The 20,137-nt window shown below is 67.3% G+C and carries 16 protein-coding genes and 1 tRNA gene; 1 reads left to right on the top strand and 16 read right to left on the bottom strand.

Annotated features, from left to right (window positions below):
• Nucleotides 1-581 precede the first annotated feature (581 nt).
• The 16 genes from rplA to gabT form a co-directional block, all read right to left on the bottom strand.
• On the bottom strand, nucleotides 582-1,271 hold the full coding sequence (gene rplA / locus JF52_RS0110520; RefSeq protein ID WP_188435684.1) for a 50S ribosomal protein L1: 690 nt from the start codon (nucleotides 1,269-1,271) through the stop codon (nucleotides 582-584).
• A gap of 8 nt (nucleotides 1,272-1,279) precedes the next feature.
• Nucleotides 1,280-1,711, bottom strand: coding sequence for a 50S ribosomal protein L11 (gene rplK / locus JF52_RS0110515; protein WP_033106100.1), 432 nt, complete (start codon nucleotides 1,709-1,711; stop codon nucleotides 1,280-1,282).
• 193 nt (nucleotides 1,712-1,904) lie between these two features.
• Nucleotides 1,905-2,933, bottom strand: a complete 1,029-nt coding sequence (nusG, locus tag JF52_RS0110510; protein WP_033106099.1) for a transcription termination/antitermination protein NusG — start codon at nucleotides 2,931-2,933, stop codon at nucleotides 1,905-1,907.
• 45 nt (nucleotides 2,934-2,978) lie between these two features.
• Nucleotides 2,979-3,242 (bottom strand): preprotein translocase subunit SecE, encoded by a 264-nt coding sequence (secE, locus tag JF52_RS0110505; RefSeq protein WP_033106098.1) that lies wholly within the window; start codon nucleotides 3,240-3,242, stop codon nucleotides 2,979-2,981.
• 40 nt (nucleotides 3,243-3,282) lie between these two features.
• Nucleotides 3,283-3,355: transfer RNA gene (locus tag JF52_RS0110500), tRNA-Trp, on the bottom strand.
• Between the two features lie 144 nt (nucleotides 3,356-3,499).
• Nucleotides 3,500-5,224, bottom strand: coding sequence for a ubiquinone-dependent pyruvate dehydrogenase (gene poxB, locus JF52_RS0110495; protein WP_033106097.1), 1,725 nt, complete (start codon nucleotides 5,222-5,224; stop codon nucleotides 3,500-3,502).
• A 79-nt stretch (nucleotides 5,225-5,303) separates the two neighbouring features.
• Entirely contained in the window at nucleotides 5,304-6,728 is a 1,425-nt protein-coding gene (locus tag JF52_RS0110490; protein WP_033106096.1) for a GntP family transporter, read from the bottom strand.
• A gap of 66 nt (nucleotides 6,729-6,794) precedes the next feature.
• On the bottom strand, nucleotides 6,795-7,685 hold the full coding sequence (locus JF52_RS0110485) for an NAD(P)-dependent oxidoreductase (RefSeq protein WP_033106095.1): 891 nt from the start codon (nucleotides 7,683-7,685) through the stop codon (nucleotides 6,795-6,797).
• 12 nt (nucleotides 7,686-7,697) lie between these two features.
• Nucleotides 7,698-9,101 (bottom strand): four-carbon acid sugar kinase family protein, encoded by a 1,404-nt coding sequence (locus tag JF52_RS0110480; protein ID WP_033106094.1) that lies wholly within the window; start codon nucleotides 9,099-9,101, stop codon nucleotides 7,698-7,700.
• Between the two features lie 112 nt (nucleotides 9,102-9,213).
• Nucleotides 9,214-9,921 (bottom strand): FadR/GntR family transcriptional regulator, encoded by a 708-nt coding sequence (locus tag JF52_RS0110475; RefSeq protein ID WP_033106093.1) that lies wholly within the window; start codon nucleotides 9,919-9,921, stop codon nucleotides 9,214-9,216.
• 322 nt (nucleotides 9,922-10,243) lie between these two features.
• Nucleotides 10,244-11,608 (bottom strand): NAD-dependent succinate-semialdehyde dehydrogenase, encoded by a 1,365-nt coding sequence (locus JF52_RS0110470; protein WP_033106092.1) that lies wholly within the window; start codon nucleotides 11,606-11,608, stop codon nucleotides 10,244-10,246.
• A gap of 30 nt (nucleotides 11,609-11,638) precedes the next feature.
• Nucleotides 11,639-13,105, bottom strand: coding sequence for an NAD-dependent succinate-semialdehyde dehydrogenase (locus JF52_RS0110465; protein WP_033106091.1), 1,467 nt, complete (start codon nucleotides 13,103-13,105; stop codon nucleotides 11,639-11,641).
• Nucleotides 13,106-13,154: 49 nt separating this feature from the next.
• Nucleotides 13,155-14,711 carry an APC family permease gene (locus tag JF52_RS0110460; protein ID WP_033106090.1) on the bottom strand — a complete coding sequence of 519 codons (1,557 nt, stop codon included), beginning with the start codon at nucleotides 14,709-14,711 and terminating at the stop codon, nucleotides 13,155-13,157.
• Nucleotides 14,708-15,604: a universal stress protein gene (locus JF52_RS0110455; protein ID WP_033106089.1), complete on the bottom strand. Its 897-nt coding sequence runs from the start codon at nucleotides 15,602-15,604 to the stop codon at nucleotides 14,708-14,710. Before JF52_RS0110455 ends, JF52_RS0110460 begins: the two co-directional genes overlap by 4 nt.
• Nucleotides 15,601-17,004: a flavin monoamine oxidase family protein gene (locus JF52_RS0110450; protein ID WP_033106088.1), complete on the bottom strand. Its 1,404-nt coding sequence runs from the start codon at nucleotides 17,002-17,004 to the stop codon at nucleotides 15,601-15,603. The genes JF52_RS0110455 and JF52_RS0110450 overlap by 4 nt, the downstream gene beginning before the upstream one ends.
• A 121-nt stretch (nucleotides 17,005-17,125) precedes the next feature.
• Nucleotides 17,126-18,487 (bottom strand): 4-aminobutyrate--2-oxoglutarate transaminase, encoded by a 1,362-nt coding sequence (gene gabT / locus JF52_RS0110445; protein ID WP_033106087.1) that lies wholly within the window; start codon nucleotides 18,485-18,487, stop codon nucleotides 17,126-17,128.
• A gap of 94 nt (nucleotides 18,488-18,581) precedes the next feature.
• On the opposite strand from gabT, the gene JF52_RS0110440 reads away from it, so the two are divergent.
• Complete coding sequence (locus JF52_RS0110440; protein WP_033106086.1) at nucleotides 18,582-20,090, top strand: PucR family transcriptional regulator; 1,509 nt, start codon at nucleotides 18,582-18,584, stop codon at nucleotides 20,088-20,090.
• Nucleotides 20,091-20,137: the final 47 nt, after the last annotated feature.

Raw genomic sequence — 20,137 nt, 5'->3', positions numbered from 1 at the left:
AGTTTGAACTGACCAAAGAAATGAATCAAACTGACTTCATTAAAAATGCCAACCCCCGAAAGGGCTGGTCTTTGATCCAAAGGAATTCTCAACCACCAACCCGAAGGTCAATGGACGAGGATAATTTGGCATTTGACAAGTGCACGCTGTTGAGTTCTCAAGGATCGGACGCTCCCCCGACCCAACCATCACAGTCAGGCCCGAAGGGCAACTTCTCAATCTTACCCGCTTCGCGGTGCCTGTCAAACCGGCGCTTCCGGACCTGAGATCCGGTGCGCAGCCGATGACTGCGATCCACGAGGTGGGACTCTCCATCCTAGACGCAAGCGCCCGCACTCTCAAGTGAGAGAAGGATTTCGGGGAGTTGTTCTTTCCGCTTGAGGGGGGTGAGGCCTTCCGGCCTTTCCGCTTCCCTGTGGGGCGAACAAGTAATAACTTACGCGGGATCCGGGCATGCGGCAAATCCTGCCCGTCCCCCGGGCGTGTCCGGGGGACGGGCTACGGTTTTCCGCGCGCCGGCGCCCCAGATACGTACGACGAAGGGCCCCTGTCGCGACGACAGAGGCCCTTCGTTGTCATGCTCAGATGGCGTTGACGTCCAGCGGGATGCCAGGACCGAACGTCGTCGACACCGCACCCTTCTGGATGTAGCGGCCCTTTGCGCTCGACGGCTTGAGGCGGACGATCTCCTCGAGGGCAGCGCCGATGTTCTCGTCGAGCTGCTCAGCGGTGAACGATGCCTTGCCGACGACGAAATGCACGTTGGCGTGCTTGTCGACGCGGAACTCGATCTTTCCGCCCTTGATCTCCTCGACGGCCTTGGCCGTGTTCGGGGTCACCGTGCCGGTCTTCGGGTTCGGCATCAGGCCACGGGGGCCGAGCACCTTGCCGAGTCGACCGACCTGTCCCATGAGCTCGGGGGTCGAGACAGCCGAGTCGAAGTCGGTCCAGCCTGCGGCGACCTTCTCGATGAGCTCGGCGCCGCCGACCTCATCTGCACCTGCGGCGATCGCTGCCTCGGCCGCGGGGCCGGTGGCGAACACGATGACGCGGGCGGTCTTACCGGTACCGTGCGGGAGGATGACAGTGCCGCGCACCATCTGGTCCGCCTTGCGCGGGTCGACGGCGAGCTTCAGCGCGACCTCGACGGTCGAGTCGAACTTCGCCGAGCCGGTCTCCTTCGCGAGAGCGACAGCCTCGGTGGGAGTGTAGAAACGGTCTGCCTCGATCTTCGCGACGGCAGCGTTGTAAGCCTTGGACTTAGTCATGATTGTGCTCCTCAGCCCTCGACCGTGATGCCCATGGAACGGGCGGTGCCCGCGATGATCGAGATCGCGGCCTCGACGTCATTCGCGTTCAAGTCGGCCTGCTTGGTCTCGGCGATCTGGCGGACCTGGTCCTTGGTGATCTTCGCGACCTTGACCGTGTGCGGCGTGGACGAGCCCTTGGCAACGCCGGCTGCCTTCTTGATGAGCTCCGCGGCAGGCGGGGTCTTCAGGATGAACGTGAAGCTGCGGTCCTCGTAGACGGTGATCTCCACCGGGATGACGTTGCCGCGCTGCGACTCGGTCGCGGCGTTGTACGCCTTGCAGAACTCCATGATGTTCACGCCGTGCTGACCCAGCGCGGGGCCGATCGGCGGAGCCGGGTTGGCGGCGCCGGCGTTGATCTGGAGTTTGATCAGGCCGGTCACCTTCTTCTTCGGTGCCATTTCATTTCCTCTCATCGAACGGATGCCGAAGCATCCGATCTCCCACGAACCCGGCATCTCCGGGCTGTGGTGTGTTCGCGCGCGCCGGCCCTTCGACAGGCTCAGGGACCGCAGCACAAACCACGCAAGTCTACCGCATGCAGAACGCCCCGCCGGCCGGAGCCGAACGGGGCGTTCGTGAAGCAGTCTCGTGTCAGTTCATCTTCGTGACCTGGTCGAACGACAACTCGACCGGGGTCTCGCGCTCGAAGAGGGAGACGAGCACCGTGAGCTTGCCGCTCTCAGGCTTGATCTCGCTGATCGAACCAGGAAGGCCGGCGAACGAGCCCTCCTTGATCGTGATGGTCTCGCCCACCTCGAAGTCGACCTCGGCGGGAATCGAGCGGGCGACAGCCACGCCGCCCTTCGACTGGACGTTCTTCGCGGTCGGGAGATCCTTGACCTCGACGAGCGCCTTCAGCATGTTGAAGGCCTCTTCGAAACGCAGAGGTGTCGGGTTGTGGGCGTTGCCCACGAAACCCGTGACGCCGGGAGTGTGGCGCACGACCGACCAGGTGTCTTCGTTGAGCTCCATGCGCACGAGCACGTAACCGGGGATCCGGACGCGCGTGACCATCTTGCGCTGGCCGTTCTTGATCTCGACGACGTCCTCCATCGGGACCTCGATCTGATAGATGTCGTCCTCGACCTCGAGCGTCGACTTGCGCTGCTCGATGTTGGCCTTCACCTTGCGCTCGAAACCGGCGTAGGAGTGGATGACGTACCACTTGCCCGGCATCATGCGCAGATCCATGCGGAAGGCCTCGTACGGGTCTTCTTCCGCGTCGTCGTCGGCCTCGTCGGTGACGGCGTCCTCATCGCCGTTCACGTCGGGGCCGTCGTAAGGGGTGACCTCGTCAGCGGAAGCCGCCTCGAGATCTGCGGCCTCTTCGGCCGCTCCGTCGTTGAGGACCTCAGCGGCAGCTTCGGATTCTGCCGCTTCGTCCAGGTTGAGAGCGTCGTTCACGATCGCGTCCGCCTCCGGGTCGTCGATGTCGATGTCTTCCGTGCCTTCGTCGTTCGAGTCATCCGCGTCGCCCTCGATGTGCAGGGCGACATGCTCGGCAGCCGAAGCCGACTTCTCTTCGGCGGAGAGCACGTTGCCCTCCTGCGCCTCGTCGTCCTCACTGGACTGCTCTGCAGCTGTCGCCCAGTCGGCGTCGTCGGAATATCGTTCAGACACGTTGTTTCTTTCCATTCATTGCGGCCGGGGCCGCGAGGGCGACGCTTACTGCGGCACCCCGAAGACCTGAGCCGTCAGCCACGAGAAGGCGGTGTCCAGGCCGTAGACCAGAGTCATCATGATCGCCACGAAGACCAGCACGACGCCGGTGAACTTGAACAGTTCCTTGCGCGTGGGCGTGACGACCTTGCGAAGCTCGCCGATGACCTGACGGAAGAACAGCGCGATCCGGCCGAAGAAGCCGAGCTTCTTCACACTGGCTGCGCCGCCTGCCGCGACGACATCGCCGCGCGGTTCGTCCTGATCCATCCTGAATGTACCTTTCGTGTGTCAGCGTTGCGCTGACGCGCAGGGCGGACAGGAATCGAACCTGCAACCTGCGGTTTTGGAGACCGCTGCTCTGCCAATTGAGCTACCGCCCTAGAGACCGTGAGGCCCCTGGATCCGCATCCCATCCGCACCCGCGGGCATGGAAAAAGAATGCAGACAACTGCCTCTCCAGTGTAGGGCATGCTGTCCGCCCCGGCGAACAGCGGCCCTCCGACAGGCTCAGGGGCCGCACGTCGTCAGAACAGCTGCCGCCAGTTCGCCCTGGCGAGATCGAGCAGTTCATCGCCTCTGCCCGACATGACGGTGCGGATCGCGTAGAGGGCGAAGCCCTTGACCTGCTCGGCGGTGATCGCCGGCGGCATGGACAGCTCCTGGCGCTCTGTGACGACGTCGAGCAGCGCCGGCCCGTCATGAGCGAGAACCTCGCGCACGGCATCCGGGAGATCCTCGCTGCGCTCCACGCGCCGCGCGAAGATGCCGAGAGCCTCGGCGACGGCCGCGAAGTTCGGGTTCTCCAGGTCGGTCGCGTATGTGACGAAGCCTGCCGCCTTCATCTCGAGTTCCACGAAGTTGAGCGAGGAGTTGTTCACCACGATCGTCTTCACCGGCAAGCGGTTCTGCGTGAGCGTGATGAGCTCGCCCAGCATCATCGCAAGGCCCCCGTCCCCCGCCAGCGCGACCACCTGCCGCGCCGGCTGCGCGGTCTGCGCACCGATGCCGTGCATGAGCGCGTTCGCCATCGAGCCGTGGGTGAACGAGCCGATCAGGCGGCGTCTGCCGTTCATGGTGAGATAACGCGCCGCCCACACCGTCGGCGAGCCGACATCGGCCGTGAAGATCGCGTCTTCGCTCGCCGCCTCGTCGAGGAGCCTGGCGAGATACTGCGGGTGGATCGGCTTCTTGCCCTTCGTGGGAACGGCCAGCTCGTCGAGCTTCGCCCGCGTCTTCCGATAGTGCGCGACGGCGTCGTCGAGATGCGAGCGATCCGACTTCTCGGCGATCCGCGGGAGCAGGGCCTCTGCCGTGTCCTTGACGTCGCCGACGAGACCCAGGTCGAGTGGATGCCGTCTGCCGAGCTGCGAGCCGCGGATGTCGACCTGGATCGTGGTCGCGTCCTCCGGGTAGAACTGGGCATATGGGAAATCCGAACCCAGCACCAGCAGCGTGTCCGCGGATTCCATCGCCCGATAGCCGGAGGCGAAGCCGAGCAGCCCGGTCATGCCGACGTCGAACGGGTTGTCGTACTCGATGTGCTCCTTGCCGCGGAGGGCATGCACAATGGGTGCGCCGAGGCGGTCGGCGAGAGCGACGACCTCGTCATGCGCTCCCTCGACGCCGGCACCGGCGAGGATCGTCACGCGCCGCGCCGCGTTCAGCAGCTCTGCGGCCTTCTCGAGCTCGCTCGGGTTCGGAACGATCACCGGGTGGGCGCGCTCGATGACGACGGCACGATCGACGGCGACGTCGGCGAGCGCGACTTCGCCAGGGATCACGACCACCGCGACCCCGCGCTTCTCGATGGCCTCGCGCATCGCGATCTCGAGGATGCGGGGCATCTGCACGGGGTCGGCCACGTACTCGACGTAGACGCTGCACTCGCGGAACAGCTCCTGCGGGTGCGTCTCCTGGAAGTACCCCGTGCCGATCTCGCTGGTCGGGATATGCGCCGCGACAGCCAGGACGGGAACGCGGGAGCGGTTGGCGTCGAACAGGCCGTTGATCAGGTGCAGGTTGCCCGGACCGCAGGAGCCGGCGACGACGGCGAGGTCGCCGGTGATCGCCGCGTCGGCGGCAGCGGCGAAGGCCGCGGATTCCTCATGGCGCACGTGCAGCCAGCGGATCGTGCCGTCTTTGCGCAGCGCATCGGTGAACCCGTTGAGCGAATCCCCCGGAATGCCGTAGACGCGATCGATGCCGTTGGCTCGAAGCGTGCGGACCATGTTCTCAGCGACGGTGACCATGCCCCGAGGCTACCCGCTCATCGAAGGGCGAGAGCCCCCGGCGTCTCCCAGAAGGTGGATGCCGAGGGCTCTCGCGGGATCAGCTGATCGGGATCGCCGCGTACAGGATCCAGGTGAGGAGGAACCCGGCCACGCCGAGGACCGTGGTCAGCGGCGTCCAGGTACGAAGGCCATCCTTCACCGAGAGGCCGAGGTAGCGGGTGACTACCCAGAACCCGGAATCGTTGACGTGGCTGAGCCCGAGGGCGCCGTAGCCGATCGCGACCGCGACGAGGGCGATGTGGATCGTGTCGAGGCCGAGCACCGCGACCGAGGGCAGCAGCAGCCCCGCCGTGGTCGTGATCGCCACGGTGGCCGATCCCTGCGCGGCGCGCATGATCAGCGAGATGAGGAACGCGGCGAGCAGCAGCGGCATGCCGGATCCCGCGAGCACCTCGGCGACGGCGCCGCCGATGCCGGTCTCGGTCAGGATCTTGCCGAACGCGCCACCGGCACCCGTGACGAGGATGATGACGGCTGCGGCGGGCAGGGCAGACTCCATGACCTCACCGAGCTTTGCAGCCGACCATCCGCGGCGCACGCCGAGGAAGAACATCGCGGCGGCGATCGCGACCATGAGCGCGAAGATCGGCTGACCGATCATCGACAGGAAGCTGTTCCAGAAGCTGCCTGCCTCGAACGTCGGGGCCACGGCGGTGCCGAGCATGATGAGGACGAGCGGCAGCAGGATCAGGCCGAGCACCGTGAAGGCGCTCGGCGCCTTCTCGCCGTCGCGAAGGCCTGCGTTCGCGGAGGGCTGGTCGTCACCGAAGTTCTCGAACATCTCCTTCGTCGCCTCGATCATCGCGAACTCGCGACGGTTGATCAGCTTGCCCACCCAGAACGACAGGGCCGCGAGCGGGATCGACACCAGCAGCGCGAAGATCGTGACCCAGCCGATGTCGGCGCCGAGGATCGTCGCACCGCCGACGATACCGGGGTGCGGCGGGACGGCGACGTGCACCGCGAGCATGATGCCTGCGACGGGGAGCCCGAACTTGATCGGGTTGAGGCCGGCGACCTTCGAGAACGCGAAGATGATCGGCACGAGGATGATGAAGCCGGCATCGAAGAACACCGGGATCGCGAGGATGGCCGCCGCGATCACCAGGGCGATGCCGACCCGCTTCGGGCCGAGCCACTTGGTGAACTTCCCGGCGAGAGAATCCGCACCGCCGGAGAGCTCGATGATCTTGCCGAGCATCGAGCCGAGGGCGACGAGCACCGCGACGGAACCGAGGGTTCCGCCGACACCGGCGATGATCGCCTGGATGATGCCGAGTCGTTCGACGGTGCCGTCATCCGCCGTGATGTTCGTCATCGGGAGGCCGGCTGCGAGGCCGACGACGATCGAGACGAGGATCAGGGCGTAGAAGGCCTGCATCTTGAAGCGGATGATCAGCAGGAGCAGCAGGGCGAGGCCTGCGATTCCGATCGCGATCAAGGCGGGAAGAGGGAGCGTCACTGGATCTCTTCTTTCAGTGTTCGGGCGCGCTCATGCGCACCGAGTGGGGGTCGGTCTGGGATCGGGTCAGGAGCGTCGTTCAGGTGCGATCACGCGGATCACCGCGGAGTCGTCGTGCGCGCCGAGGCCCTGGGCCTCGCCGAGCAGGAACAGCTGCTCCGCTGCGTTCGCGACCGGAGTCGAGAGGTGGGCGGCACGGGCCGCGTCGCCGACGATGCCCAGGTCCTTGACGAAGATGTCGAGGCGGCTGAGCACCTCGGCGCCGTCCTCGTCGTAGGCCTGCAGGGCACGAGGTCCGCGGTTGCCGAGCATGAACGAGTTGGCAGCGCCCGCCGTGAGCGCTTCGAGCGTCTTCTCACGGTCGAGGCCGAGGGCGTCTGCGAGTGCCAGTGCCTCTGCAGCGGCGGCGATGTGCACGCCGCACAGCAGCTGGTTGACGGTCTTCAGTGCCTGGCCGTCGCCGGGCTTGTCGCCCACGATCGACAACGTGGAGGCGAGCTGTTCGAGCACGGGCCGTGCGATCTCCAGCGCCGTCGCGGTCGCGCCGACGACGATCAGCAGATCGCCCTCGCCGGCGCGCACCGGCCCTCCGGACAACGGCGCGTCGACCAGTTGGGCGCCGTGCTCGGCGAGCCTGGCGGCGATGTCGGCGATGCCGTCGGTACCCACCGTGCTGGTGAGGATGACGACCGCGCCGTCTGCCAGGTGCGACGCGAGGCCGGTCTTGCCGAACAGCAGCCCGTTCAGCTGCTCCCCGGTGCGCACGGCCACGAGTACGGCCTGGGCATCGGCGACGGCATCCGCGGCGGAATCCGCCGGCGTGACGCCCTTCTCAGCGGCCAGTGCGATGCGCTCTGCGGCGATGTCGAAGCCGCGCACCTCGAAGCGCTCGGCGAGGCGGGTGGCCATCGGGAGGCCCATGGCTCCCAGACCGATGACGGCGACGGTGGAGGTCATCTTCTCTTCCTTTCAGTTGGCGTCGGCGAGCGTCGAGACGACGCGTGCCAGCGAATCCGTGTCGCCGACGTTGCCGGCGAAGACGATGTAGGGGATGCCGACCGCGGGGCCGGTCTCCGGCTGCCACAGTGAGACGATGCCGGGGAGCATCGGGCCGAGCACAGTGGCGCGGCTGATCTCGAGCGCTTCGCTCGCAACATCACTCGAGGTGATGCCGCCCTTCGCGATCACGAACCGCGGTGGCGCGATCGCGAGGACGCGGCGCACCAGCTCGACGACTCCGCTGGAGACCTTCCGGGCGATGTCGAGGCTCTCGTCGCCGTCGGCGCCCGTGACGAGCTCCCGCGTGGTGTGCACGATGACCGTGCCGGTCGCGAGCGCGTCGGCGACGGCATCCGCCTGAGCGTCGAGGTGGGCATCGCGGCGCTGGTCGATCAGCTGACGCACGTCGAGTTCGATCGTGACGGTGTCGGGTCGCTGCCGTCGCAGTTCGGCGAGCTGCTCGGTGGTGAGCGGCACGTGGCTGCCGACGACGACGAGTCCGCCGCGGTCGTAGGCGAACGGGATGTCCTCGGCGACGACGGGCTCGGCGATGTCCTGCCCGATGTGCGCGCGCACGTAGGGCGGGCCCACACGCAGCAGCACTTCACGATCGCGCATGCGGTGCAGCGCCAGCGCGACGACTCGCATGTCGGTCTCTTCGACGACGTCGACCACGACGACCGAGCCTGCGGGCACGTCGCGGAGGAAGGACACCACGCGATCGACGCCAGAGCGGATGACGTCGATCGTGAGGGCGGCCACCTGATCGGCGGCGATGCGGCCCTCGGTCTTCTCGGCGACCCACTTCCGCAGGTCCGACGAGGCGAATCCGAACGTGGCGTCCTGTGCGAACGGAGTCTCTCCGACCGGCGTCGCTTCGCCGTCGGTGACCCAGTAGTGCACGGAGTCCACAGTGATACGACCGGCATCAGGGAAGGCGGGGACGATCAGGACGAGGTCGGGGGCCATACCTCCGTGCGCGACGATCTCCTGCATGAGGACGTCGGTCTCGAGCGGGAAGTGGCCGCGGAGGGTCGAGTCGCTCCGCGAGACGAACGTCACACGACGGCCGGCCTCGGATGCTGCGGCCAGGGCGACAGCGACGATCTCGCGGTTGCGCGCGGCGGCGGTCTCCTCATCGAGCGATCGGGTGTTCGTCAGCACGTAGACAGCCGGAGCTCCGGTGGAGAATGCGCCGGCGAGGTCCTCGTGCTCCCAGCGGGTGAGCACCGGGAGGCCGGAGACCGACTGCGTTCCGGTGGGATCGTCGTCCAGGACGACGAGCACCCCCTGCGGGTCCAGCGCCGCGCGGACTTCGACCGCCGCGACCTCGAAGGGCTCCGGCAGAGGGGCGAGAAGCGCGTCGACGTGCATGGGAACTCCTTCGTTCAGAGGTTCTGCTGCGGATCTGCGCGATGTTCCGCACGTTATCCGATATCAGATAACGAGCGTACGCCTCGTTCGCTCATCCACAAAATCGCGACTTCTACTCGCCCAGCACGTATTGCAGCAGGTCGTCGCGCGTCTGGCGCATGTGACTGGCCATGGCCTCGCGCGCGGCATCCGCAGAACGCGTGCGCATCGCCTCGAGCACCGCCGCATGCTCGGCGATCGCGTGCTCGCGGATGTCGCGCACCGAACTCGTCTCGGTGCGCGAGTCCTGCAGCATCGTCGTGAGCGGGCGCACGGATGCGACGAGGATACGATTGTCCGCCGCAGCGAAGATCACATCGTGGAATGCGAGGTCGGCTTCCACGAAGCCTGGAACATCGCCGTTGTCGTGCGCCGCGCGCATCAGCGCGAGCATCGACTCGAGCTGCGCGATGTGCTCATCGGTGCACCGAGGGGCGGCGAGCTCGGCAGCCCCGGTCTCGAACATGACGCGCATGTCGATCAGGTCGAGTGACGAACGCCTGCGCGCTCCTCCGCTGCGCGCGAACTGCACGACCGCTTCGAGCCCGGTCCACTCGTCGACGGGCGCGACACGGTGGCGACTGCCCGGCACGGCGACGATGACACCCTGCGCCTGCAGCAGCCGCACGCCCTCGCGCAGGGTGAGCCTCGAGACGCCGAGCAGCGCGGCGAGATCGGCCTCCGCAGGAAGGGTCTCCCCCGCGACGAGCCGCCCGGCGATGATCTCGTCGAGCAGCCCGTTCACGACCGACTGCGTGCGTGACACTCGTTCGACCTTCATGCATCCACGCTACTGCGGTTCGATCCCTGAGCCTGTCGATCCCTGAGCCTGTCGATCCCTGAGCCTGTCGATCCCTGAGCCTGTCGATCCCTGAGCCTGTCGAAGGGTCTTCTGCACCGACGCTTCGACAGGCTCAGCGAGCGAGAAGGGTCTTCTGCGCCGACGCTTCGACAGGCTCAGCGAGCGAGAAGGGTCCTCTGCGCCGACGCTTCGACAGGCTCAGCGAGCGAGAAGGGTCTTCTGCACCGACGCTTCGACAGGCTCAGCGAGCGAGAAGGGTCCTCTGCGCCGACGCTTCGACAGGCTCAGCGAGCGGGGCCCCCTATGCGGTGCGGATGAGCTTCTTGTTGACGAACTCGTCGGCGGCGAGGTGGCCGAGCTCACGCGAGGTGCCACTGCGCTTCACGCCGCCGAACGGCAGTTCCGGGCTGTCGGCGAGCACGAGGTTCACGTAGACCATGCCCGCCTCGATCCGGTCCGCGACGCGCTCCGCCTGTTCGGGGTCCGTGGTGAAGAGATACGAACCGAGCCCGAAGGTGGTGTCGTTGGCCAACTCCACAGCCGCGTCCTCGTCCGCCACCCGATACACGACGGCCGCAGGACCGAATAGCTCCTCGCGGTACACATCCATCTCGGGTGTGACATCGGCGAGCACCGTCGGGGCGAAGAACGCGCCGTCGCGGGTGCCACCGGTGAGCAGCGTCGCGCCCTGCCCGACAGCGCCGTCCACCTGCTTCTGCAGCTGCTCCGCCGCCGAGAGCGACGCGAGCGGGCCGAGCACGGTGTCGTCCTGCATCGGGTCGGTCGCGGGCACGATCGACATGCGCGCGACGAACCTCTCGACGAAGTCGTCGTACAGATCGTCCACGATGATGAAGCGCTTCGCGCCGTTGCAGGCCTGACCGTTGTTGTCCAGGCGCGCGTCGACACCGGCCTGCACCGTGGCATCCATGTCGTCGGTGGAGAGAACGATGAACGGATCGGAGCCGCCGAGCTCCAGCGCGACCTTCTTGAGGTTGCGCCCTGCCACCTCGGCGACCGCAGCACCCGCGCGCTCGGAACCCGTCAGAGAGACGCCCTGCACACGAGGGTCGGCGATCATGCCGGCGATCTGCTCGTTCGTCGCGAGCACGTTCTGATACGCACCGTCGGGGAACCCAGCCGCACGGTAGATGTCCGCGATCGCGTTCGACGACTCGGGGCACTGAGGTGCCGGCTTGAGGAGGATCGTGTTGCCGACGATGAGGTTCGGAGCCGCGAACCTCACGATCTGGTACGCGGGGAAGTTCCACGGCATGATCCCCAGCAGCGGTCCCAGCGAGTCGCGCCGGATGATCGCCGACCCCTCCCCCAGGATCGCGATCGGCTGGTCGGCCATGATCGACTCGGCCTGATCGGCGTAGTACTCGGCGATGTCGGCCGCGAAGTCGACCTCGCCCAGGGCGGCCTCGCGCGGCTTGCCCATCTCACGCACGAAGATGTCGGCGAGCTCCTCGCGACGCTCGCGGTGCAGTTCGGCCGCTCGACGCACGAGCGCTGCCCGCTCGGCGACCGTCGAGGAACGCGACCAGTCGCGGTGCGCGGCATCCGCTGCGGCGAGCGCCTCGTCGATCTGCGCGTCCGTGAACGTGTCATAGGTGGTGAGCGTCTCTCCCGTGGCCGGGTTGACGACGGCATAGTCGGTCATGATCGGTCCTCTCAGTCGTCTTCGCAGTGATCAGTTCGGGATCAGCGTGTACTTGGTCGACAGGTACTCGTGGATGCCTTCGAGGCCGCCCTCGCGGCCGACGCCCGACTGCTTGACACCGCCGAAGGGCGCTGCGGCGTTCGATACGACGCCCACGTTGAGGCCCATCATGCCGGTCTCGAGTGCGTCGATCATCCGGTGTCCCCTCGCGAGGTCTTCCGTGAAGACGTACGACACGAGCCCGTACTCGGTGTCATTCGCGAGGCGCACACCCTCGGCCTCGTCGGTGAAGGTGGCGATCGCGAGCACGGGGCCGAATATCTCCTCGCGGAGGATGTCGCTGCCCTTGGCGACATCGGTGATGACCGTCGGCTCGAAGAACGTTCCCTCGCCGTCGATCGCGTGGCCACCCGCGAGCAGGCTCGCACCCCGCCCGACGGCGTCTTCGACGAGTTCGGATGCCTTCGACACGGCATCCGCGTCGATGAGGGGTCCGATCGTGACGCCGTCCTCTGTACCGCGCCCGATCTTCATCGCCTGCACGCGCTCGGCGACGCGACGCGCGAATTCCTCGGCCACGTCCGCGTGCACGATGAAGCGGTTGGCCGCCGTGCACGCCTGGCCGATGTTGCGGAACTTCGCCAGCATGGCTCCGTCGACCGCCTTGTCGAGGTCGGCGTCGTCGAAGACGACGAACGGGGCATTGCCGCCGAGCTCCATCGACACGCGAAGCACGCCTTCCGCCGCCTGGGCGATGAGCTTGCGCCCCACCTCGGTCGACCCGGTGAACGACAGCTTGCGCAGGCGGGGGTCGGCGATGATCGGAGCCGAGAGCTTGGATGACGACGACGTCTGCACGACATTGACGACACCAGCGGGAAGCCCCGCCTCCTCCAGCAGCGTGACGAAGAACATCGTCGTCAGCGGCGTCAGCGCCGGCGGCTTGATCACCACGGTGCATCCCGCGGCGAGCGCCGGCGCGATCTTGCGGGTCGCCATCGCGAACGGGAAGTTCCACGGGGTGATGAAGAACGACGGCCCGACCGGACGCTGCGAGACGACCATCTGCCCCGTGCCCTCCGGGTTGGATCCGTAGCGGCCCGAGATGCGCACGGCTTCTTCGCTGAACCACCGCAGGAACTCTCCGCCGTACACGACCTCACCGCGCGACTCCGCGAGAGGTTTGCCCATCTCGAGGGTCATCAGCAGCGCCAGGTCCTCCTTGTGCTCCTGCACGAGGTCGAACGTGCGGCGCAGGATGTCGCTGCGGGTGCGTGCGGGCGTCGCGGCCCAGGAGGCCTGCGCCTCGACGGCTGCATCGAGGGCACGGATGCCGTCGTCCGGAGTCGCATCCGCGATGGAGTGGATCACGGCGTTGGTCGCGGGGTCGCGCACATCGAACGTGCGTCCGCCGGTGGCATCCACCCACTGGCCGCCGATGAAGAGTCCCGAGGGGACGCGGTCCAGGAGGGCCTTCTCATTGGGTGCGGTTGTCATCGTGCTCTCTTTCTGTGCGGGGATGGATATCTGTGCGGGGGCGCGAGCGTCAGCGGCGACGCAGGCTGGGCGGAGCATCCATTGTCAGCGTCTCACCGCGGAAGAAGGCGGGGCGCTTGATCGCCTGCCAGATCATGATGACGATGCCGACGACGATCACGGTCACGCCGAGGATGAACACGAGCCCGACACCGGCGATGTTCGATCCGCTGCCGTAGTCGGGGTTCATGCTGTCGACCAGGGTCATCACGAACAGCGCGGCGAGGATGATGCCGCCGACCAGCGGGAACAGCAGCGTGAAGAAGAACGTGCGCGCAGAGTCGAACCACTGCTTGCGGAAGTACCAGACGCAGGCGAACGCGGTGATGCCGTAGTAGAAGCAGATCATCATGCCGAGGGCGGTGATGGTGTCCCACAGCACGTCTTCGCTGATGAAGCGCATGACGGCGTAGAAGGCGGATGCCACGACCGCGGCGATGATCGTCGCATAGCCCGGCGTGAAGAACCGCGGGCTGACCTTGGCGAACTGCGAGGGCAGAGCGCCGTAGTGCCCCATCGCGAGCAGGGTGCGTGCGGGTGAGACGAAGGTCGACTGCAGCGATGAGGCCGAGCTCGTGAGCACGGCGAGCGAGACGAGGAAGGCGAGCGGGCCGAGGATGGGTCCGGACAGGTAGAAGAAGACGTTGCTCTGGATGTCTTCGTTGCCGAGCCCCAGCGCGCCGGTGCCGATGCCGGCGAACGACAGCAGCGCGATCGAGAGCAGCAGGTAGAGGACGACGATCGTGATGACCGTGAGGGTCGCCGCGCGCCCAGGGGTCTTCTCGGGGTTCTTCGTCTCCTCGTTCATCGTGAGGGTCACGTCCCACCCCCAGAAGATGAAGATCGACAGCGAGAGCCCGGCGACGATCGCGCCGACCGATCCGACGGCGAACGGATTGAACCAGCTCAGCTCGATGGGGCTCGCATCGAAGGCGTTGCCCTGCGCGACCTGCACGAACGCCGTGATCGAGAAGATCAGCAGCACGAGCAGCTGGAAGCCGACGAGGTAGTACTGCAGCTTCTGCGTGGTCTGCATGTCGCGATAGGAGACGAGCGTCGCGCCGAGCATGAACAGCAGGCACACCGCGACATTGATGAACGGGTTGAAGGCGAGCTCGGCGATCGTCCCAGGACTTCCCGCGATCTGATCGATCAACAGGAACAGGAACTCCACCGCGATGCCGGCGAGATTCGACAGCACGAGGATCGTCGCCGCGATCAGCCCCCAGCCGGCCATCCACCCCACCCAAGGGCCGAATGCACGTGCGGCCCAGGTGAAGGAGGTGCCGGAGTCGGGCATCGAGCGGTTGAGCTCGCGGTAGCCGAAGGCGACCAGGAGCATCGGGATGAAGCCGATCAGGATGATCGCCGGCACCTGGAATCCGACCTCGGACACCGTCGGCCCGAGCGCCGCGGTGAGCGTGTATGCAGGTGCGATGCAGGAGATGCCGATGATGACGGCGCCGATGAGGCCGACGGTTCCGGCGCTCAAGCCCTTCTGCGAGAGGCCTCCGGTGACGGGGGCGGGTTCGGGAGTCGAAGCTGTGGTGGGAGGTGTGGTGCTCATGCGAGGTCTCCTTCGACCTGGGCACCTGTGCGGGTGCGTGGCACGACGATCATGGGGACGGGAAGCACGCGCAGCATCTTCGCGGCGGTGGATCCCAGGAACAGCCTGCGTGGCTGAGCGAGACGGCTCGAGCCGACGAGGATGACCTCGCCGGGAAGCCATGACAGGTGGGTGACGGCATCCTCGACGCTGTCACCCGGTGCCTGCTCGGCCGACACTTCGACACCCTGCGGCAGCGCGGTCTTGGCCGCGGCCAGCACCTCGTCGGCGTGCTCGCCGCCGGCGACGCGGATCGCGCCGGTGTCCAGACCCGGCGGAACGTCGAACGGCACCAGGGAGACGAGGCGCAGCGGAGCGCTGCTGTCGGTCGCCATCGTCACGGCCTCGCCGAGCAGGACATCGGCACCGGCACGGGTGCCGAGCGCCGCCGTGATGCGCGGGACGACGTCGACCTCGTCCTGCGCGGTCCCAGCCGGCGCCAGCGCCACCGGAATCGGCGAGGAGTGCACGAGTGCGGATGCCACGCCACCCAGGCGGTGCCGGCCGAAGCCCGCCCCCTCGGCAGCGCCCACGACGATCAGCCGGGCCCCGAATTCCTCACCCGCGGCGATCAGACCCTCGGCGAAGGATTCGCCGAGGCGGACGTGACCACTGCGGGCCAGCTCCTGCGGCAGGTGCGTCATCGCCTCGGCGAGCCATCTCTTGCCCTGCGCGCGGATGACGTCCTCATAGGCGCGCTCCGGCGGGACGGCCGCGCTGCGCGTGCCCTCCGACGGCAGCACGATGACCAGATGCAGTCGGGCGCCGAGACTTCGCGCCAGACGCGCTCCGAGAGCAGCGGCATCGGCTCCGGCATCCGTCGCGGTGTACCCGACGACGATCGCGCCGCTCACGATTCGCTCCCGGCCGCTGCGCTGGTGGTCCGGCTCGCTTCCACGATGTCGGAGGCGACGAGATGCCCCATGCGGATGGCTCCGTCGACGTGCTGGTATCCGGCGCCGGCGAGATCGCTGCAGGCGAAGTGGATCGGGCCGACAGGTGTGCGCAGGTCGTTGCCGTAACGGTGCAGGCCGCCGAGGTCGAAGCTCGCGGCATACGCGCCGCGCGTCCATTCCTCGCTCCCCCAGTCGCTCTCGTAGTACACGACCGGATTCGTCGCCTCCGGGCCGTAGTAGTGCGAGAGGGATTCGAGGATGCGCTCCTTGCGCTCCTCGGCGCTGAGTTCGAAGACGCCGTCGGCATGCTTGTCGGAGACGAAGCCGACGAGCGTTCCACGCTCATCGTCGTGGTTGGTGTTGTCGTACGCCTCGTGCGCGAGCTCGTACGGGCTGAACGCGGTGCCGCTCAGACCCTGTTCGCGCCAGAACGGACGGTCGTAGACGGCGTGCACCTTGATGACGAAACCCATCGAGAGGTGCTGGTGCAGCTGTTGCTGCCGGCGCGGCATCGGCGGGACGAACGAGATGCGGTTGTAGAGCACTGGCGCGTGGGCGAGGATCGCGAAGCGCGCTCTGACCGTCAGGTCATCAGTGGTGGCGGTCACCCCGCCGGTCCCTGAGCCTGTCGAAGGGCCCCATTCCAGCGATCGCACCGGCTGATTCAGCAGCACGTCGTCTCCCAGGCGCTCCGCGAGCAGCAGCGGCACCTGCTGCAGACCGCCGATGACCCGTTCGTCGAGGATGAAATCGGCATCGACGAGGTTGGAGAAGCTGCCGGCGGATGCTGCCATCAGCAGCGCCTGCAGCGTGGAGAAGGCGTGAGCGGGCTTGGTGAGCATGGCGCCGGCGATGAAGAGGGCGATGTTGTCGCGCGCTTCCTGGTCGTCGGTCTGCACGGCGAGCCACTGCTCGAACGAGACCTCGTCGAGCGCCTCGGCGTTCGGATGCGCCCATGGCCGGTCGGGGTCGATCTCGGCGACCATGGCGTCGAGCTTCTCGATGAGTTCGACCATGATCTTCTCGGTCGCAGGAGCGACGGGGAAGATGTCGCCCGTGAAGCGGGTGAGCTCTCCCGATGGGCCGATGTAGACGCTCTCGCCCTCGCGGTAGCGGCTGTAGGTCGACAGGCCCAGTTCTTCGAGCGTCTCCTTCAGCGCATCCTGATCGGGCGAGACCCACTGGCCGCCGATCTCGAGCATCGCGCCCTCGATGACGTCGGTCCACAACCGTCCGCCGACGCGGTCGCGCGCCTCGAGCACTGCGACGGAGAGGCCTGCCTTTCGCAGGTCGTTGGCGGCGGTGAGGCCTGCCGCTCCGGCGCCCACGATGAGCACGTCCCGTGTGATCTCAGCCATCAGCAACTCCTTCGTCGTTTCAGCGGTTTCGTCGTTTCAGCGGTTTCGTCGTTTCGGCGATCTGTGTGACAAGCGCCGGTCGCGATCCGAAATCCCCCGATACGGATCGCGACCGGACGTTCTATGCGGCGGCGAGCGCCTCCGCGACGACGTCGAGCCCTTCGATGAGCAGATCGTCACCGATGGACAGGGGCGGCAGGAAGCGGATGACGTTGCCGTACGTTCCGCAGGTGAGGACGATCACGCCCTGCGCGATGGCCGCTTGGGCGACCGCGGCGGTGAGTGCGGCATCGGGAGCGTTCGTCTCCGGGTCCACGAACTCGGCCGCGATCATCGCACCGTGTCCGCGGACGTCGCCGATGCGCGGATCCTGCGACTGCATGGCGGTGAGCCGCTCGGTGAGGATTGTGCCGATCTGCTGCGCGCGCTCGATCACCCCGTCGTTCTCGAACACGTCGATCGCCGCGAGCGCTGCGGCGCACGCGATCGGGTTGCCGCCGTAGGTGCCGCCGAGGCCACCTGCGTGCGAGGCGTCCATGATCTCGGCGCGGCCGGTGACGGCGGCGAGAGGCAGGCCGCCGGCGATGCCCTTGGCGGTCGTGATCAGATCGGGCACGACGCCGAAGATCTCACTGGCGAACATGTGCCCGGTACGGGCGAAGCCGGTCTGCACCTCGTCGGCGATGAAGACCACGCCGTTCGCACGGCACCAGTCGGCGAGCGCGGGCAGGAAGCCGTCTGCGGGGACGATGAAGCCGCCTTCGCCCTGGATGGGCTCGATGATGATCGCGGCGAGGTTGCCCGCCCCGATCTGCTTCTCCATCTGCGAGATCGCACGCTCTGCGGCATCCGGACCGGTGAGTCCGTCGCGGAACGGGTACGACATCGGCGCGCGGTACACCTCGGGCGCGAACGGTCCGAAGCCGCTCTTGTACGGCATCGACTTGGCGGTGAGTGCCATCGTGAGGTTGGTGCGGCCGTGATAGCCGTGGTCGAAGGCGACGACACCCTGGCGGCCGGTGTGCTTGCGGGCGATCTTGATCGCGTTCTCGACGGCCTCCGCGCCGGAGTTGAACAGTGCGCTCTTCTTCGCGAAATCGCCGGGGGTGAGCCGGTTGAGCGCTTCTGCGACCTCGATGTACGACTCGTACGGCGAGATCATGAAGCAGGTGTGCGTGAACTGCGCCGCCTGCGCCGCGACGGCGGCGGCGATCTTCGGGTGCGCGTTGCCCACCGTTGTCACGGCGATGCCGCTGCCGAGGTCGATGAGCGAGTTGCCGTCGGCATCCACCACGACTCCGCCGCCGGCCGCCACCGCCGCGACGGGAACCGTGTGTCCGACGCCGGCCGGAACCGCATCCGCCTTGCGGGCGAGGATCGCGGCTGAGCGCGGGCCCGGGAGATCCGTGACGAGTCGCCGCTGCTGAGGAAGGCCGGGGCCGCCCTGTGTCCGGTGTTCGGTCTCTGCATCGAGAAGTGCCATGTTCGTGAGCGTATGCCGCTTCGACACCTCGCCGCACTCGCCCGACTGTACAATCTTGAATGATTGTTCGCCCTCTTGTACAACGGAGTCGCTCATGGACCAGCCGACACTGCGCGCGCTTCTGCGACGCGGCGATCTCGGTCTGCGACTCATCTCCGTCGAGGGCGCCCTGCGCGAAGGCGCACTCGATCGACCGATGCGCTGGGTGCATTCCTCCGACCTCGCCGATCCGACGCCGTTCCTCGCCGACGACCTCGCGCTGCTCACGACCGGGTCGCAGCTCGACCAGCAGGACGATGCCGGCATCAAGGAGTATGTCGATCGCCTCGCCGCGCGCGGCGTCGTGGGGCTGGGGTTCGGCACCGGTATCGGCTTCGGTGCGAGCGGCACGCTCGCCGGCATCCCCGACCAACTGGTGCACGCGTGCGCGGTCGCGGGCATCCCCCTGTTCGAGGTGCCATACGACACACCTTTCATCGCCGTCGCCCGAGCCCACTCCGAGGCGATCGCCGCGCAGGCGTATGCGAGGCGCACCTGGGCGCTGGAGACCCAGCGAGCGCTCGCGCGTGCGGCGCTCAGGCCTCGCGGGTTGGAATCCACGCTGTCCGAGCTGGCGCGCCGGCTGGAGCAGTGGGTGGGGATGTTCGATGCGACCGGAGTGCTGGTGCACGAGCATCCGCATGGCCGATTGCCCGCCGACGATGTGACCGACCTCTCCGTCCGCGCCACCGAGCTGATCACGAGGGGCGGGCAGGCCGGACAGTCGCTGACGCTCGGGTCGGAGTCCTTCACGCTCTTCACCCTGGGCCGCAGCGGTCACCTGCGAGGCGTGATCGCCGTCGGAACGGCTTCACTCGACCCCGAAGCGAGGGCGGTCGTGACGTCCGTGATCGCGATGGCCGGGCTCGCTCTCGAGCAGAACGACCAGCTCGAGCGCGGCCGTCGACGGCTGCGCTCTCAGGTGCTCGCCTCACTGCTTCTCGACGACCCGACGCTCGCGCGCCGCGTGCTCGGTTCGCTTCCGGTCTCGCCCGTGGTCGTCGCGGTGGCGGATGCCGATGCTCCGGCGGATGCGATCGCAGAGTGGTGGGATCGCAGACAGGCCGAGCACGGCACGGCGGTGTTCGCCGCCTCGTCGGACGAAGGGCTCACAGTCTGCGTCTCCGCCGGAGATGAGGATCTGTTCGACGAGGTCGCGACGCGTTTCGGCATCCGCCTCGGAGTCTCGGAGCCGGAGGGGTACGGCGCCTTCTCCAAGGCGCACGCCCAGGCCGTCGTCGCGCTCAGACATAACGATCAGGGGGCGGTGCGCTACGTGGACACCGTGGCATCCAGCATCCTCACCGCCTTCGCCACGGACGAGGCCAGACTGGTCGCGGAATCACGGCTGGCGCCGATCCGACCGCACTCCGAGCTGGAGTATTCGCTGCGGGTCTGGCTCGAGCACGACGCGCGCTACGAGTCCGCCGCTGCGGCTCTCGGCATCCATCGCCACACGCTCAGATCGCGGATCACCCAGGCGGCCGTGCTGCTGAACCTCGATCTGAGTTCGTTCCCCGCCCGCGCCGAGCTGTGGGCGGCGCTGCAGACCGCCCGCGACTGAGCGCATCGACTACCCCGCGAGACCGACTCTGCCGCACGAGACCGACG

The organism is Microbacterium profundi (assembly GCF_000763375.1).
Classification (GTDB): Bacteria; Actinomycetota; Actinomycetes; order Actinomycetales; family Microbacteriaceae; genus Microbacterium; species Microbacterium profundi.
This window is presented reverse-complemented; position numbering and strand designations above follow the sequence as displayed.